The sequence below is a fragment of the Moritella sp. F3 genome (assembly GCF_015082335.1).
In the GTDB taxonomy this organism is placed as follows: domain Bacteria; phylum Pseudomonadota; class Gammaproteobacteria; order Enterobacterales; family Moritellaceae; genus Moritella.
The window spans coordinates 36948-53454 of record NZ_BLRL01000020.1; the positions used below are offsets into that span (position 1 = coordinate 36948).

A 16507-nucleotide genomic window follows, 5' to 3' on the forward strand; every position below is an offset into this window, starting at 1 on the left:
TAAGTTATGAAGCAATGGATAGCAAAGCAATTAACAGCACAAGGAAACGTAGCAGAAGGCTTACCTGCTAAGCATATCGGTGGTGAGGGTGAACATCTGGTCTTTTTTCATGCCAATGGTTTCCCTCCAGCTATGTATCAGCAGATGCTACAGCCACTCACTGATGAATATAAAGTGAGTGCTGTATATCAGCGTCCACTATGGCCATTACCTGTTCCTGACAATTTTGATAACTGGCGATTAATGATTGATGATGCCTGTCGGTTTATCGCGGCTCAGCCAGAACCTATCACCCTTGTCGGTCATTCGATGGGTGGCTTAATCAGTATTATTTGTGCGGTACGTGAACCGGACAAAGTAAAGCAACTCATTCTACTCGACCCTGTGATCCTCGAACCTCACCTCATTTGGGTCATGCGTAATTTACCTGGTTTCTTACGTAAAAAATTGCCGCTAGTGGAAAAAACGTTAAGGCGTCCAGATACGTTTACGGATCCACAACAAGGATTCAACTTTCATCGTAAAGTCCGTGGCTTTAAAGGTATTTCTGATAGTGTATTAGCTGATTACATGGCCGAAGGTTTATACCAAGCCGATGATGGTTTTAAATTAAGTTATAGCCGTGATTGGGAAGCGACTATTTATCAAACTGTGCCTTGGGCGTGGTCGAGTATTAAGAAATTAACGACGGATACTGTGGTGATCAGAGGGCGTAATTCTGACACGTTATCAGCGCAAGCGATGACACGTTTATTATGTAAGCAGCCACACATTAAATCGATTGAAGTCGAAGGCGGACATTTGTTCCCATTAGAGCAACCGGTGCAAACTGCTGAAATGATTCGTCAGCAGTTAGCTGCCCATAAAAATTAGGCCTATATGTATATATCCAGATTGATTAGTTTAGCCTTGCGCAAGCTCACTGCTGAGTTACGTTGGGCTAATTTATTTTTGATTTTTTGTAGCTACTTAGCAGTTGTGTGGGGGCTGTTGTGGTTAAGTAATGAAACCGCACTCACCGATCCTCTGACTTTCTTTTATTATACCGTAGTGGTGATTTCTACGGTTGGTTTTGGTGATCTTTCGCCAAGCACGTCCAATGGCCAGTTGGTTGTTGCGCTTATCCAGATCCCATTTGGGTTGTTAATTTTTGGTGCCGCGATTGGTAAAACCACGCAAGCCATTGTCGCTATAGCAAGGAAAGGTATGAACGGAAAAAAAGATTTTAGTACGTACAGCGATCATATTTTAATTTTAGGTTGGCGTGCACACCGCACCAAACGGATTTTAGAACTGATCCTTGCAGACAAAAAGCGCCACCAACGCAAAATTATTTTATGTGTAGAACGCGAAATGAGTCATCCCTTTCCACAAATGTTGGATGTGGAATTTGCGCAACTCGAATCATTCACCGATCAAGATGAGCTAACGCGTATTGCCATGGCGCAAGCGAGTTCGATCATTGTTGATGGTGAGAATGATGAAATGACGTTATCAATGGCATTAAGTGCGTCATCACATGCTTCGAAACAGGCGCATATTAGTGCTTATTTCCATGAAGAAAGTAAAGCGGAATTACTGCGTGCTCATTGTCCTAATGTCGAATGTGCCAGTTCACGTCATGCTGAAATACTCGTGCGTACCATGCAATCACCCGGTGCGAGTATTCTGCATGAACAACTGTTTTCAACGTTAGATGAAGCGACGCTGTATTGCTTAACATTAGATGATATACCGGAAATGACTGTCGGCGATGTGTTTCAGCCACTGCGCGAAAAATACGGGATGACCTTGATGGCGATTGCTGATGATGAAAAGGGTGGCGGCTTTAAATTAAATCCAGGCATGGATACGCAGCTGTATGCTGGGCAAATATTACATTATATCGCCAATGAACGGATCCGTAAGCAAGAGATCAATTGGGTTGATGTATTACTGCTGAAAATAGAAAAAGTGTAGAGAAGGGAATATCTGATACTGTTAGCACAAGTTTATGCAACAGTATCAGATGGCTGAACTATTTTTCTAATTCAGTTAAACGTGCTTCTAGCGCCGCTAATTTTTCACGAGTGCGTAATAACACTTTAGTTTGCACTTCAAACTCTTCACGATTAACCAGATCAAGTTTGTTTAGCTGTGACTGCAATACTTGATGGATCTTCTTTTCAACTTCAGAGCCTAACGACTTTACACCCGTTGGTAATGATTCATGAATTTGCTTCGCGATTTCTTCTAATTTTTGTGGCTTGATCATACGGCACCTAATTGCGATTGAATGTAACTCGTCTTCATGAGACGTTAATGTTGCTTGTTGTTAGTCTAGCATTTTAATTATCGATTAATCGATCTAAAATGACTGCTGAAAATTGATCAGCGGTAATATTTTTACTACGCCGTTTTCTGCATAATTTAATAAACCGATCTGCAAACCTTGCAAGTTTTCGGTCATATTAAACAGTCCTATTTGGAATTTTGCTGTTTTGGCATAATTCATCACACCAAAATCCACTAATGATAACCTTTCACTGTAGTTTATCAGGCCGATATTAGCGCCAGCTACGGTTTTTGATAAATTGACCATAGCGAAATTAACGCCTTTAACATGGCTCGTATTGTTTACTAATGCCATATTAAAACCGGTATCACGGCCTAAATGCCAATTGAATAAGCTGAATGACGCACCTGAGAATTCTTTATTTACTTTACTCGCGCCAAGCAATAAATTGAAACTGACACCTTCAAGCTTATCAACTTCGGATAAACCCAATACCGCCATATCGAAACCTTGTACTGTTTCTGTTTGACCATGAAACAGGGCAAGGCGAAAACCATTAACGTCTTGACCTGCTGGAGCGTTAAGACCAACTGTTGAAAATTGCGCTGGTAGTTCATTGGCAATTGCAGCCTGGCTTAGACTTAATGTGGCAAGCATTGCCAAACATATTTTCTTGAATCCCATGAAAACTCCATATTAACAATGATGAGGGGAAATAACGTGTGCTCGATTATAGCGGAATTCGTCCGCGGGTCTTAATCATATTTTATTTTGATCTCATCAACGTCGACTGCGGCGCTAATAATGCCTTAGGGTTTGACCATGCTAAAAAACTCAGTGATCACCGGTTCGTCAAAGCGTTTACGCTGACAGCATAAACCCAGATCAAAGGGTTCAATTTTATTGCTGTTCTCAAAGGTTAATACCCGATCGCGAACGGGACTGTTATCAACCACTACGGCAGGGGCAATACCTACGCCTAACCCTAATGCCACCATGCTGACGATGGCCTCATGACCAGCTACCGTGGCATAAATACTCGGTTTAATTTTCATCTGCTTAAACCATTTATCAATACGCTTACGAGCGGGGCCGTGTTCAGGCAGGATAAAGGGCACTGAATTCCAGTCAATGGACTCCTGCATGATTTGTTGCTGCACTTGGCACGAGATCACAGGGGTAATGATAGACAGCGGTACTTTGGCTATTTCGACAAACTTTAAGCGGTTAGATATTTGGTCTGGATGCGCTGCAATGGCAATATCAATGCTTTCTTCATCAACCAATTGCATGCCCATCGCAGCATCTCCAGTGATCAGCTTTAGCTCTACATTTGGGTGTAGTAAGCGGAATTTGTCTAATATAGGCGGTAAATGACTGTAGGCAGCGGTGACTGAGCAGAAAATTTTAAGCTCACCATCGAGCTCGCCACTGTGGCAGCTTAGATCGGCTTTCAGTTGCGTCCAGTTCTCGAGAGTTTGCTGGGCAAAACTGCGCAGGCGTTTGCCACTTTCTGTTAATGCGACGGATCTATTATCACGGGTAAAGATTTGGCTGCCGACGGATTCTTCTAATCGTTGCATAGTGCGCGTCAGTGTCGACGTGCTGACATGCATCGCCTCTGCGGTTTTACCAAAGTGCAATGTCGTGGCTAAATGTAAAAAAAGTTGTAGTGAGCGAATGTCCATATTGGCTTTTTCCTGACCGTATAGGGTTTATTTATTGTTATTATTAGCTTTATTATTGTGGCTAATCTTTTTTTTCAAAAAAACGACTTGCGCTAAAATAGGGTAAAAAACTGTTTATTCTTTAATTTGTGAAATATTTGTATGAACAGTCTCTATTTCACTATTTTAAAACCTGATATTAACCTGATTTGCATTGGAAAAATGGTTACGTTGCAGAAAGTGCAACACTGTATTGTAAATATATCATTTCCAGCAATGAGTAACTTAGCATATAGTGAATACATAGCGCATCACTGGAGTTGTGATGGCACATTTTAATTATTAAATTCTCATGGAGAGCAACATGGCTAACTATTTTAACACTTTAAACTTACGCCAACAGTTAGAGCAACTTGGCAAATGTCGTTTTATGGATCGCAGTGAATTCACTGACGGTTGTAACTTCATTAAAGATTGGAACATAGTAGTAGTCGGTTGTGGCGCGCAAGGTCTTAACCAAGGCCTAAACATGCGTGATTCTGGTCTTAATATTTCTTATGCATTACGTGGCGCAGCAATTGCTGAAAAACGTCAATCTTTCCTAAATGCATCTGAAAATGGTTTCGTTGTAGATACATACGAAAACTTAATCCCACAAGCGGATCTAGTATTAAACCTTACTCCTGATAAACAGCATTCAAATGTTGTTGAAACGATCATGCCGTTGATGAAGAAAGATTCAACGCTTGCTTACTCGCACGGTTTCAATATCGTTGAAGAAGGCATGCAAGTTCGTTCAGACATTACAGTAGTAATGGTTGCACCTAAGTGTCCTGGTTCTGAAGTACGTGAAGAATACAAACGTGGTTTCGGTGTTCCAACACTAATCGCTGTTCACCCAGAAAATGACCCGAAAGGTGACGGTCTTGCGATTGCTAAAGCATACGCATCGGCTACAGGTGGCGATCGCGCTGGTGTACTTGAGTCTTCGTTTGTTGCTGAAGTTAAATCTGACCTTATGGGTGAGCAAACTATCCTTTGCGGTATGTTACAAACAGGCGCAATCCTAGCATTTGATAAAATGGTTGCTGACGGTAAGTCACCAGCATACGCAGGTAAATTGATTCAGTTTGGTTGGGAAACTATCACTGAAGCACTTAAGTATGGCGGCATCACTAACATGATGGATCGTCTATCTAACCCTGCTAAAATTAAAGCGTTCGAAATGGCTGAAGAAATGAAAACAACGCTTCGCCCATTATTCGAAAAGCACATGGATGACATCATCACTGGTCACTTTTCATCAACGATGATGGCTGACTGGTCAAACGATGACGTTAACCTACTTAAATGGCGTAAAGAGACTGGCGAAACTGCATTCGAGAACTACCCAGAATCAGACATCGTTATTGACGAGCAAGAATTCTTCGACAACGGTACGTTATTCGTAGCTATGATTAAAACGGGTGTTGAACTCGCATTCGAAAGCATGGTTGCTTCAGGTATCGTTGATGAGTCTGCATACTACGAGTCACTACATGAAACGCCATTAATCGCGAACACGATTGCACGTAAGCGTTTATATGAAATGAACGTTGTTATCTCTGATACAGCAGAATACGGTTGTTACCTATTTGCTCATGAAGCGGGTCCACAACTACGTGACTACGTAAATGCGCTACCAACTGAACTGATGGGTTCTGCATTCGCTGCTGAATCTAACAGTGTTGATAATGCTCGTCTAATCGACGTGAACGAAGAAATTCGTAATCACCCTGTAGAAGTTATTGGTAAGAAACTACGTGGTTACATGTCAGACATGAAAAAAATCGTTGGCTAATACCTGATGTAAGCATCAAGGTTTAGTTGATATAGCCCGGTAAGCATGACGATGTTTACCGGGCTTTTTAGATCTTGCTAAGCTGAGTTTAATTTATCTTCATTGCAGAATGACTCAGCAGTAATTAATGCCTGTTATGCCTGTGGCGGTGTACTTTCAGCGTTAGAAACAACGGCATCAATTTGTACCAAAGCACCCATCGGGATAGCTGCAACGCCAATGATCGTTCTTGCTGGCAGATTGCTGTTAAAGAACGTGGTGTAAATTGCATTTATAGCATCAATATCGGCGATATCTTTAACTTGGATATTCACTTTAACGATATCATCCATAACGTGATCAACACTTGCTAGAATTGCTTTAATGTTGTTTAAGCATTGCGTAGCCTGTGCTTTCACATTTCCCGTTACTAATACATTGGTTTTTGGATCTAAAGGTAATTGACCAGCAACATGATTGTAATGAGAAAACGCGACAGTGTGTGAGCAGGACATTATTGGTGCATTATCAGTGTTGCTTGCTTCTATAACGAGCAAGCGCGTGTCTTCAGGAAGTTGTGGCGGGGTGCCATCTCCGTGTGAAACCGATGTGTCAATTTGTATTAAAGCGTCCATCGGTAAAGCGGTCGCATTAACGACAGAGCGTGCAGGAACATAGCTTGGAAAAAATGTGGCACAAACTGCGTTTACTGCTTCAATATCGGCGATATTTTTAAGGAATATGGTGGTTTTAACGATATCGTTCATATCATGGTTGATGCTTTCTAAAATGGCTTTGATGTTATTTAAACACTGCGTTGTCTGCTCTTTTATGCCACCTGCGACTAATTCACCAGTCTTGGTATCTATAGGTAATTGTGCTGATATATTATTGTAATGAGAGAAAGCGACTGTTTGTGTGGAGGTCGAACTTATTGGCGCACTGTCTGTGTTTCTTGCCAATTTAATAAGCGCACAAGGCGCTTGTGGCGCTGTACCTTCACCGTTGGAGATCAGGGCTTCAATTTGTACTAAAGCGTCATTCAAAGGTAAAGCTGCTATTGCTACTGTAGTCCGTGTCGGAAGGTAGCTTTGAAAGAATGCCGCATAAACTTCGTCTACAGCGTCCATATCTGAGATATTCTTCAGGAAGATAGTGAGTTTAATTACATCGTCCATCACATGGTCAGTACTTTCTATAATCGCTTTAATATTCGTTAAACACTGCTTTACCTGCTCTTTTATACTACCCACTACAATTTCACCGGTGCTAGGATCTACCGGTAATTGTGCTGAAATATTATTGTAATGAGAGAAAGCGACAGTTTGAGTTGATGCTGTATTTTGAGGTGCAGTTTCAGTGTTTCTTGACGCTTTTATGATGACGTTATTCATATGATATTTATCCTATTTGATATGATTATAGTTCGATGTTGTTGGCTCGAGTATACGTAATAGGGATGAACAATCTTTGAACTTAATCACAAAATGAGTTATTTGGCGGTCTGTATCCTGTTGATTTTGAAGTGTTTTATTATGCGTGCCAATGTTTTTATTATGGCCTTACAAGCGTGTAAATACGGCATTTTTTTTTAAATTATTGATTATATTAAATTTGATTTTGTACAGTTTTGTTATGCTTAGGTTAATAACTTGAATTGCTAAATATTATGCAAGTTAACTGCGTATCTATACATAAAGTAGTGCCTTTTTGTTTTTTATAATTTGCTAACTTGATCATATTTTTACGCGAGATATTATTTTTCTGGGGTAGGGATAGAGCCTGCCCCGAACTTGCAGCTGTGGCTAAAAACGGTATTTAATATTGATAGTGGCGCGTGTCATGTTGGATTTAAAGCGGGGGAGTCGTCTATGTTTGAGCTGTTGTTAGTATGCGTGGTTAGCATGTATATCAATTGCTATACATGCTAACACTTGGTCTAGATCAACCTAAATAGCGTAAGTCGTAATGAGGTATTTCACGATGGCTTTTGACTCAAACATATCCACGTTGGTATTCGGGTCTTTTAAGAACGGCACTTGTACTGTGCCGTGTTCAGCAAAAAATGCACTGCGCTTAGTTTCGGGTAACGGACTGTATTCACCAGGGCTTAAGCGTCTTGTTGCCGGGCCTAGTTCACCAAATCTCTGCTTACCTAAATTAACCAACAAATATGGCAGTTCTAATTCACATAAAGTTTCACGCACTGGACGCGAATAAGGGCTACTTTCAAAACTATATAATACTAGCGGGTCGGTTGGCTCGATTGCTGGGGTTTTTGTTTTACCTGCGTTCAAACGAATTAACGATGCCGTTGTTGAACTGGCATAGTTAAATAGATTGGCTCGTAACCGGATCGGTGCGCTGCAATTACCATAATGTTTGTATAAATAGGTGATTATTTCAGATGCAGAATTGAGGATGGTCTGAGTATTTTTATCGATCAAAAATGGAATTTTATCTGTGCTGTACATTTCTTGCAGTTGTTGCTTGTGGCGATCGCCGCCTTTGGGGCAAGGAATAATCAGTACATCAAGATTCAATTCTGAGATTGCTTCACGTACTAAGCGGCACAGTGGATCGGCTTCGTTGTCATACATGATTAACGGATCTTGCTCATTAATCGTGGTTTTGGCTGCTTTGGTACCAGCCCATAAGCGCGTTTGTGAAGCCAGTGCAGAAGTCAGTAGATTAAACATAGCGTAAATCCGTTCAGCTAAATGATTAGTCTAAATACAATTTTTAGAAAGATCTATTAGATTAATCTAGTGATTGAATAATCTAATAAATAAGGATAATTAGTTTATTGATTCAGTATTTGGTTGACCGAGGAGTAATCGAACAACGCACTCACAATCTTCGATTCGATTGATACTTTTAGGTGCCACCATCACCATATCGTTACCTGCAACTGCGCCTAATATTTCGGGATGTGGATTCAAGTCAAGTAACCGAGCGATGAGTTGCGCACAACCGGGGGGCGTTTTGATGACGACCACTGACTGGTTGTGAGTGATAAATTCAATCTTGGTTGATACTGATACATCGGTATGTCGCGACTTACCTTCAGTGGGTAATTGATATATTTTTTTACCATAAGCATCTGTTACTTTGATTACATTTAAGCGGGACAGCATTCTAGATACTGTTGATTGATTAATTTGGTTGTAGCCAAGCTTAATTAATCGTTGGCGAATATCATCTTGAGTATGAAGACGCTCTATTTTTAGCAGATTTTTACATGCATCGGTTATGTTGTCATTATAGGCGGTAGATTGTTCTATATTATTCATGCATACCTCGATGGACTTATCTCTGTACGTGGATAGTTACACTTAGTTACCCATAATTAGATAGTTTTTTTCAGGTTAAGTCTATTAAATAATTGGTGTTATGTGGCACAGGCGGCCTTTCGTAGTTGATAACCCCGTAAATGTTGTTTTTACAGAGTTATCAACGACACGTACTTAGTTACATTCAGTCATAATTTCACGTGAGAATGATTTCTCACAATATTTACATTTTAGCTGTACGATCTCATTACGTGCGATCACAGCAAAGCTACTATTAACCGGTTCATTATGGGTAATACAATTACTGTTTGGACAAGCAAAAACAGCTGTGACTTTCTGCGGTAACGCGAGTTTCAATTTTTTTGAAACATCATAGTTTTCTATTTGGTTTACGGTCGCATGGGGAGCGTATAAAGCTAACTGATTGGCTTGATCTTCATTGAGAAATACGTTTTCTATCTTAATTAAATCTTTATGGCCAAGTTCTGATGATGGTAAGTTTAGACCAACCGTAACCCTTTGATTTGAATCTTCTAGGTTAAATAGCTTTAATATTTTTATACCTAAATTAGCCGGGATATGGTCAATGACAGAGCCATTTTTAATCGCTTCTACTTGTAACTTGTGTTCTTTAATCATCTGGTTATCTCCCTATTAAAACTGTTCGTTAAGGACAAGAGCAAGTAGCGCTTCACGTGCATAAACACCATTTTCAGCTTGCTGAAAGTAGTAAGCATGTTTGGTTTTGTCTACGTCAACGGTGATCTCGTCAATACGCGGTAAAGGATGCAGCACCTTAAGGTTATCTCGTGCGTTCTTTAACATATCGGCAGTAAGGATGAAGGCTGCTTTCATGTGTGCATATTCTGATTCGTCAAAGCGTTCTTTTTGCACTCGAGTCATATACAGCACATCAAGATCATCTACCACATCTTCAATGTCGTTATGCAAGCTGTACTCGATATCAGCATCGCGTAATTCTTGTAACATATAATCAGGCATGGCTAAAATATCGGGTGAGATAAAGAACAGTTTAGTGTTCTTAAATTTCGCCAGTGCTTGAGTAAGTGAATGCACGGTTCTGCCGTATTTTAGATCTCCAACAAAGGCTATATTTAGGTTATCTAGGGTGCCTTGTGTTTCATAGATACTGAATAAGTCGAGCAATGTTTGGGTTGGATGCTGATTAGACCCGTCACCACCATTAATCACTGGTGCGTTATTAGAAAACTCAGATGCTAAGCGAGCTGCACCTTCTTGTGGGTGACGCATGATAAAGGCGTCCACATAGGATGCGATAACCTGTACTGAGTCAGCCAATGTTTCGCCTTTCTTGGCTAATGAGGTATTACCGGCATTATCAAAACCAACGACTGTACCACCTAACCGTTGCACGGCGGTTTCAAATGATAAACGCGTTCGTGTTGACGGCTCAAAAAAGCAACTCGCGATAACTTTATTCTTCAGTAACGTTGGATTAGGATCTGCTTTTAATTTCCTCGCGGTGTCCACAATAAGTTCTAGGTCACTTCGACTTAGCTCTGGAATGGAAATTATGTGCCTTCTAAACAAAGTATTATTCATGCTATCTCCTGCTTTATTTCGATACAGTTATAAATGTCATCACCTGTTTTCGTAAAAAACAGGTAAAAAAAAGTCCTCTTAGAATAGAAGACTTTTTTTAGCAATTGGATAATGATACCAATCGTGATTGATGTTGATTCGAGAGATAAATCTTGCTGAACGATAAGGTCATTTTTGCTTCCTAAATATTAATTGCGTCAAGCCAATGAATGATTAAAAGTCAGTACGATAATCAAGGCTAAAAGTATGCATGGACTTACATGCATACTTTTATTTTTAAGCCTAAATCAACATTATTGGCCTAATGTTGCGACCATAATAGCCTTGATGGTATGCATACGGTTTTCAGCTTCATCAAAAACAATAGAGTGATGAGATTCGAAAACTTCTTCCGTTACCTCAAGTCCTTTCATATTATATTTCTCAGCTACTTCAGCACCGACAGTGGTTTCATCATTGTGGAAGGCTGGTAAGCAATGCATAAATTTCACATGCGGGTTGCCTGTTTTCTTGATCATATCCATATTGATTTGGTAAGGGGTCATCATTTTCACGCGTTCATCCCAAGCATCTTTTGATTCACCCATCGATACCCAAACATCGGTATAAAGGAAATCACAACCTTGCACGCCTTCTTGAACATCTTCAGTCAAGGTGATTTTAGCGCCTGTTTCTGCTGCTATTTCACGGCATTGCGCGACAAGTTCTGCATTTGGCCAAAAAGCTGCTGGTGCCACAAGACGAATATCCATGCCCATTTTAGCGGCGCCGACTAATAATGAGTTACCCATGTTATTTTGCGCATCGCCGAGGTAAGCGAAAGCAATTTCATGTAACTGTTTGCCTAAAGCGTGCTCTTGCATTGTTAAGAAGTCAGCTAGAATTTGGGTCGGATGGAATTCAGTTGTTAAGCCATTCCATACTGGTACGCCAGCGTGCGCGCCAAGTTCTTCAACGATTTCTTGACCAAAACCACGGTATTCAATGCCATCGTACATACGGCCTAAAACACGAGCGGTATCTTTCATTGATTCTTTGTGGCCGATTTGTGAACCTGAAGGACCAAGATAAGTTACTTTAGCGCCTTGATCGTGTGCGGCAACTTCGAAAGCACAACGTGTACGCGTTGAGCTTTTTTCGAAAATAAGTGCAATGTTTTTGCCTGTTAAGCGTGGTTGCTCATAACCGTTATATTTCGCTTTTTTTAATTCTGCAGATAATTCGAGCATGTGCTGGATTTCGCGTGGAGTGAAATCAAGTAATTTTAAGAAGTTACGGTTACGTAGATTGAAAGACATAATGTGATCCTTTTTATAATTAGGTTGGCGGCTACTGCGTATGCTGTGTAGCCGCGAATATTCTTGATATATTAATACGAATTAATCTGCCGTTATGTTGGTACCAGCTTCGCCTTTCAAGATGCGTAATCCTGCATCTAAAGCGCCGATTCCGACAAACTTGCCACCTTGTTTAATGAACTCACAAGAGGCCTCAATTTTGGGTCCCATAGAACCTGCATCGAAGCTATGTTGTGCTAGCTCAAAGGGTGTTGTTGCACGTAGCGCTGTTTGGGTTGGTTTTCCCCAATCGACAAATACAGCATCCGCATCCGTTAGAATTAATAACGCGTCTGCTTGGAGTTGTCTGGCGAGATAAGCGGCTGACATATCCTTATCGATAACTGCTTCTACACCGACCAATTTGCCATTTTCATTTCTTACTGGAATACCGCCGCCGCCAGTACAGATGACCAAATGTTGTTGTTGAATTAAAGCTGCGATGGCATCATTTTCAATAATGCCTGTTGGTTGTGGGCTAGGAACTACACGGCGGAAATATTCGCCGTCTGGTTTGATAATCCAGTTGTGTTTTTCGGCTAATTCACGCGCTTCTTTTTCGGCATAAACTGGACCAATCGGTTTTGTTGGGTCTGCAAATGCAGGATCATTGGGATCAACACTCATCTGCGTTAGTAAGCAAGATACATTCTGTTTAGGCAGTATGTTTTTAAGTTCTTGCATTAAAATGTAACCAATCATACCTTGTGTTTCAGAGCCTAAAACATCAAGTGGATAAGGGTTTACGGCTTTGTATTCCAGCCCTTGTAGTGCTAGTAAACCAACTTGAGGGCCGTTACCATGAACGAGTACCACATTATATTCTTTGGCTATTTCAGCAATGGCTTTGGCAGCCGTTGCGATGTTTTGACGTTGAATTTCAGCTTCTAATGGCTCGCCACGACGTAATAGAGCGTTCCCACCTAATGCCACAACCACAGTTTTTTTAGTCATAATGATTTATCTCAGTGAATTAAATTGTTAGATACCGTCACGTTCAATAGGGCAACTCATGCAGCGAGCACCACCACGTCCTCTGCCTAGTTCATCACCTGGAATTGGTAGGACGGTGATGCCTGCTTTATCGTATTTTTCGTTAGTGTGAGAGTTACCTTCGTAACCAATGACGACACCAGGTTTCACCGTTAGTACGTTGTTTGCATCATTCCATTGTTCACGTTCTGCTGTGAAGCTATCACCGCCAGTTGTGATTAGGTTTAGTTGACCGACCCCGAGTGCTTTCTCGATAGCTGTCACGAAGTAACCTTCTTCTTTTACGTTAACGGCGCCTGACTCATCACCTGTTAGGTTCCAGCACTGTACGTCTTTGCTTACAACCTCAGGGTAAACTGAGAATGTATCTTCACGCAGGTGTGTCATTACTGTATCTAGGTGCATACAAGAACGGTGCTTAGGAAGCTGCATTGCAATAATTTGTTTAGCTTGACCGCTTTTGAATAGGCCTGATGCTAGTTGTTCAACACCTTGTGGGGTTGTACGCTCAGACATACCAATAAGGACTGAACCTTTACCAATAACTAGAACGTCGCCGCCTTCGATTGTTGAATTGTCATACATCTTTTCTTCATGACCGTAGTACTTAACGAAGTCTGCACCTGCGAAGATTGGGTGCCAGCGGTAGATTGCACGAACGTGGTTCGTTTCACGTTGACGGGCCGCTTTAGCCATGGGGTTAATAGAAACACCGCCATATACCCAGCAAGACGTATCGCGAGTAAATAAGTGATTTGGTAGTGGTTCAATAATGAAGTCTGTTGGAGCGTGCATGTTTTGCATCATAGAAGATGATTTCATCGGCATCTCAGCGTAAGACAGACCACCTGTTAAGGTTTTAGCAAGGTCGATGTTTGGTAAATCAGCTAGGTAACAGCGTACGTCATTAGCAAACGTAGCGCCTAATCGGTAGTTAGATACTTGACTCGTTAACAACCACTCTTTAGCTTCTGGAATTGCTAATGTGTCAGCAAGAAGGTCAGTGAGAAGTAAAACTTCTACGCCTTGATCGCGCAATGTTTTTGTAAACACATCATGCTCTTTACCTGCTCGTTCCACTGCTAGCACGTCATCAAATAATAACTCGTGGCAGTTAGATGGTGTTAAGTGGCTTAGTGAGCGTCTTGGACGGTGAACTAGAACGCGACGTAATTGACCGACTTCAGAACCTACATATAATTTACTCATAATCTTATCCTTTGCTAAATCGTTTATGAAATACCATTAATTATGTGAAAGTTTAAATTTTTATTGTTGCTATTTAGTGTTTAAAGTTGATGTGTGGAGTATACGATATAGGTTCTGCTAATCTTCGATCTTGGTCACGTTTTTACTTTGTTAATCAATTGTAACTTATTGATTTGAATGTGTTTTATTATGCTTTAAACAGTTCTTTATTATGATGTTTACGCCATTTTTTAGTTATATTTTTTTATTAAGCTTTTGATTTTAAAGTATTTGCTCATTGCCTTTTTTTCTTGGTTTTAAAACACTATTTGAATCGTTAAAATTTATGCAAATGAAGTGCGTATATATCTAAATGGGTAGGCGGTTTTCCGTTGTTAATTTGCTAGCCAGATCATGTTTTTATTTGGGGTTAATATTGCTTTAGATCTTGCCGTTTTCATTGCTTTTATAAACAGGCGGTTTTCTCTACCTGCGTGACGATATTATTGTTGATAATCGGCCCTATTTTGGAGGAGCAAATGACGCTTATTTGGTATTTTCAGCCTGAATTTTTGTGCTTCTATTTCAGCTTCATGTCGCCAATGTTGGTTTTCAAATAGATAGTGGGTTTTGTAAATATCATATATTGAATATGAGGCTATTAACCGAGAGAGAAAGTGCATGAATGGGGGGAATAATAAAGTATTAAGCTGAGGGGCTGAGCCCGAAATTAGAGGCAAAAAAATACCCATCCTTGAAATAGGCTGGGTATTTTAACAATCAATGATGCTAATTAGCTTATATTGACATTATGACAGGATGACCCCAAGGCTAAGCATTGCCATCACTAAAATCGTTAATATAGCGATCAGTGGTGCTACCCATTTTAACCAACGAACGTAAGGTACTTTGGCTATCGCAAGACCACCCATAACGACTGCTGACGTTGGGGTAATTAAATTTACAATACCAGAAGCTGATTGGAATGCTGTGACCACTAAATCTCGACTAACAGAAGCAAAGTCAGCTAATGGAGACATAATAGGCATCGTTAAAACAGCTAATCCAGACGTTGATGGTACTAAGAATGACAGTAATACTTCAATCCAATACATGACATTGATAAAGACAATACCAGACAAACCTGAGATGGCCATTTCAGCTGAGTTGAGAATAGTATCAGTGATCATACCTCGGTCCATGATCACGACTATCCCACGTGCTATACCGACAATGAGTGCTACACCAAGTAGATCGCGAGCACCATCAATGAAACTTGATGTTAATTCTTCTTCACTCATTCTAGCGACGAGACCGGTAATAATTGCAGCCACTAAGAACAGACCTGAGATTTCAGCCATCCACCAACCCGCGACAGCAACACCATAAATCATGATTGCAAAAGAAGCGACGAAGATAGTGAGAATGAGTTTACGCGTTGTTGTAAATTCTAATTTCTCATCTGATTTATTTCCTAAGAAATGCGCGATATGTTCTTCATGTTTATCAAACATAATTGATTTTGATGGGTCGGCTTTGATTTTCTTAGCATAACGCATGACGTAGATTACGCAGATTAACCAACCAATAGCTAAGGTAGCTATACGTAAAAACATGCCATCAGTAAACGGGATCCCTGCAGTATTAGATGCAATCACCGTTGCAAATGGGTTAATGGTTGACCCTATTACGCCAATACCAGCGCCGAGTAGGACTGTTGCCGCGCCTACCACCGAATCAAAGCGAGCAGCAAGCATGACGGGGACGATCAGCGAATAAAATGGTAATGACTCTTCTGCCATGCCGTAAATAGTACCGCCAGCAGCAAAAAGCGCCATTAGAATTGGGATCATCAATTCTTCCCGACCATTTAAGCGAGTTGTGACACGCTCAATACCAGCATCAATTGCGCCCGTTTTTGTTACAAGCCCAAGAAAACCACCAATAATCAGAATGAAAAGAGAGACATCAATTGCCGCTGCTGCATAGGTGTTGTGATCGTAAAAACCATCGATAGGAGCAAGTATTACATCTACAAACCCTTGAGGGTTATTATCAACGGCATGATATGTACCTGTGATTGGCACTTCTTTGCCAATCTCTTCATTCATGACTCGGTCGTATTGACCTGCCGGGATAATCCAAGTCATGAGAGCGACAATTGCAATAAGTGCAAATAGGATCGTATAAGCAGATGGAAATTTTAAGTTAGCAAAAAAGCCTTTTTTTTCTGTATCTAAAGTTGATGTAGTCATCTTTTATCCTCGCTATTTGTTATACCGATATCGGGCATAGCATTAAATTTTTAGCAATTAAAATTGGAATTTTTATATAATAAAAATGCGGGAAAG

15 protein-coding genes are annotated in these 16507 nt (G+C 40.6%); 3 read left to right on the forward strand and 12 right to left on the reverse strand.

Features of this window, described 5'->3' with window-relative positions; all coding sequences use genetic code 11:
• The first annotated feature begins 6 nt into the window (after positions 1-6).
• On the forward strand, positions 7-873 hold the full coding sequence (locus tag JFU56_RS20995; RefSeq protein WP_198439204.1) for an alpha/beta fold hydrolase: 867 nt from the start codon (positions 7-9) through the stop codon (positions 871-873).
• 6 nt (positions 874-879) lie between these two features.
• The gene (locus JFU56_RS21000; protein WP_198439205.1) at positions 880-1959 is read left to right on the forward strand and encodes a potassium channel family protein; all 1080 of its coding nucleotides are present in this window, start codon (positions 880-882) and stop codon (positions 1957-1959) included.
• A gap of 58 nt (positions 1960-2017) precedes the next feature.
• Here the strand turns inward: JFU56_RS21000 and JFU56_RS21005 are convergent, their stop codons facing one another.
• The 3 genes from JFU56_RS21005 to ilvY form a co-directional block, all read right to left on the reverse strand.
• Entirely contained in the window at positions 2018-2254 is a 237-nt protein-coding gene (locus tag JFU56_RS21005; protein WP_019442426.1) for an accessory factor UbiK family protein, read from the reverse strand.
• A 93-nt stretch (positions 2255-2347) separates the two neighbouring features.
• The gene (locus JFU56_RS21010; RefSeq protein ID WP_198439206.1) at positions 2348-2959 is read right to left on the reverse strand and encodes an LA_2272 family surface repeat-containing protein; all 612 of its coding nucleotides are present in this window, start codon (positions 2957-2959) and stop codon (positions 2348-2350) included.
• Between the two features lie 125 nt (positions 2960-3084).
• Positions 3085-3963, reverse strand: coding sequence for an HTH-type transcriptional activator IlvY (ilvY, locus tag JFU56_RS21015; protein ID WP_198439207.1), 879 nt, complete (start codon positions 3961-3963; stop codon positions 3085-3087).
• Positions 3964-4306: 343 nt separating this feature from the next.
• On the opposite strand from ilvY, the gene ilvC reads away from it, so the two are divergent.
• The gene (ilvC, locus tag JFU56_RS21020; RefSeq protein WP_198439208.1) at positions 4307-5782 is read left to right on the forward strand and encodes a ketol-acid reductoisomerase; all 1476 of its coding nucleotides are present in this window, start codon (positions 4307-4309) and stop codon (positions 5780-5782) included.
• Positions 5783-5916: 134 nt separating this feature from the next.
• Here ilvC and JFU56_RS21025 read toward each other — a convergent pair whose 3' ends face one another.
• The 9 genes from JFU56_RS21025 to JFU56_RS21065 all read right to left on the reverse strand — a co-directional run bounded on the left by JFU56_RS21025 (position 5917) and on the right by JFU56_RS21065 (position 16411).
• Positions 5917-7155, reverse strand: coding sequence for a RidA family protein (locus JFU56_RS21025; protein WP_198439209.1), 1239 nt, complete (start codon positions 7153-7155; stop codon positions 5917-5919).
• Positions 7156-7710: 555 nt separating this feature from the next.
• Entirely contained in the window at positions 7711-8460 is a 750-nt protein-coding gene (locus JFU56_RS21030; protein WP_198439210.1) for a glutathione S-transferase N-terminal domain-containing protein, read from the reverse strand.
• 99 nt (positions 8461-8559) lie between these two features.
• Positions 8560-9054 (reverse strand): arginine repressor, encoded by a 495-nt coding sequence (locus JFU56_RS21035; RefSeq protein ID WP_198439211.1) that lies wholly within the window; start codon positions 9052-9054, stop codon positions 8560-8562.
• Between the two features lie 174 nt (positions 9055-9228).
• Positions 9229-9693: an aspartate carbamoyltransferase regulatory subunit gene (gene pyrI, locus JFU56_RS21040; protein WP_198439212.1), complete on the reverse strand. Its 465-nt coding sequence runs from the start codon at positions 9691-9693 to the stop codon at positions 9229-9231.
• 15 nt (positions 9694-9708) lie between these two features.
• Positions 9709-10638 carry an aspartate carbamoyltransferase gene (gene pyrB, locus JFU56_RS21045; protein ID WP_198439213.1) on the reverse strand — a complete coding sequence of 310 codons (930 nt, stop codon included), beginning with the start codon at positions 10636-10638 and terminating at the stop codon, positions 9709-9711.
• Positions 10639-10931: 293 nt separating this feature from the next.
• Positions 10932-11936, reverse strand: a complete 1005-nt coding sequence (gene argF, locus JFU56_RS21050) for an ornithine carbamoyltransferase (RefSeq protein WP_198439214.1) — start codon at positions 11934-11936, stop codon at positions 10932-10934.
• Between the two features lie 81 nt (positions 11937-12017).
• On the reverse strand, positions 12018-12929 hold the full coding sequence (arcC, locus tag JFU56_RS21055) for a carbamate kinase (protein WP_198439215.1): 912 nt from the start codon (positions 12927-12929) through the stop codon (positions 12018-12020).
• Positions 12930-12956: 27 nt separating this feature from the next.
• Entirely contained in the window at positions 12957-14177 is a 1221-nt protein-coding gene (gene arcA / locus JFU56_RS21060; RefSeq protein ID WP_198439216.1) for an arginine deiminase, read from the reverse strand.
• 788 nt (positions 14178-14965) lie between these two features.
• Entirely contained in the window at positions 14966-16411 is a 1446-nt protein-coding gene (locus JFU56_RS21065; RefSeq protein WP_198439217.1) for a YfcC family protein, read from the reverse strand.
• Positions 16412-16507: the final 96 nt, after the last annotated feature.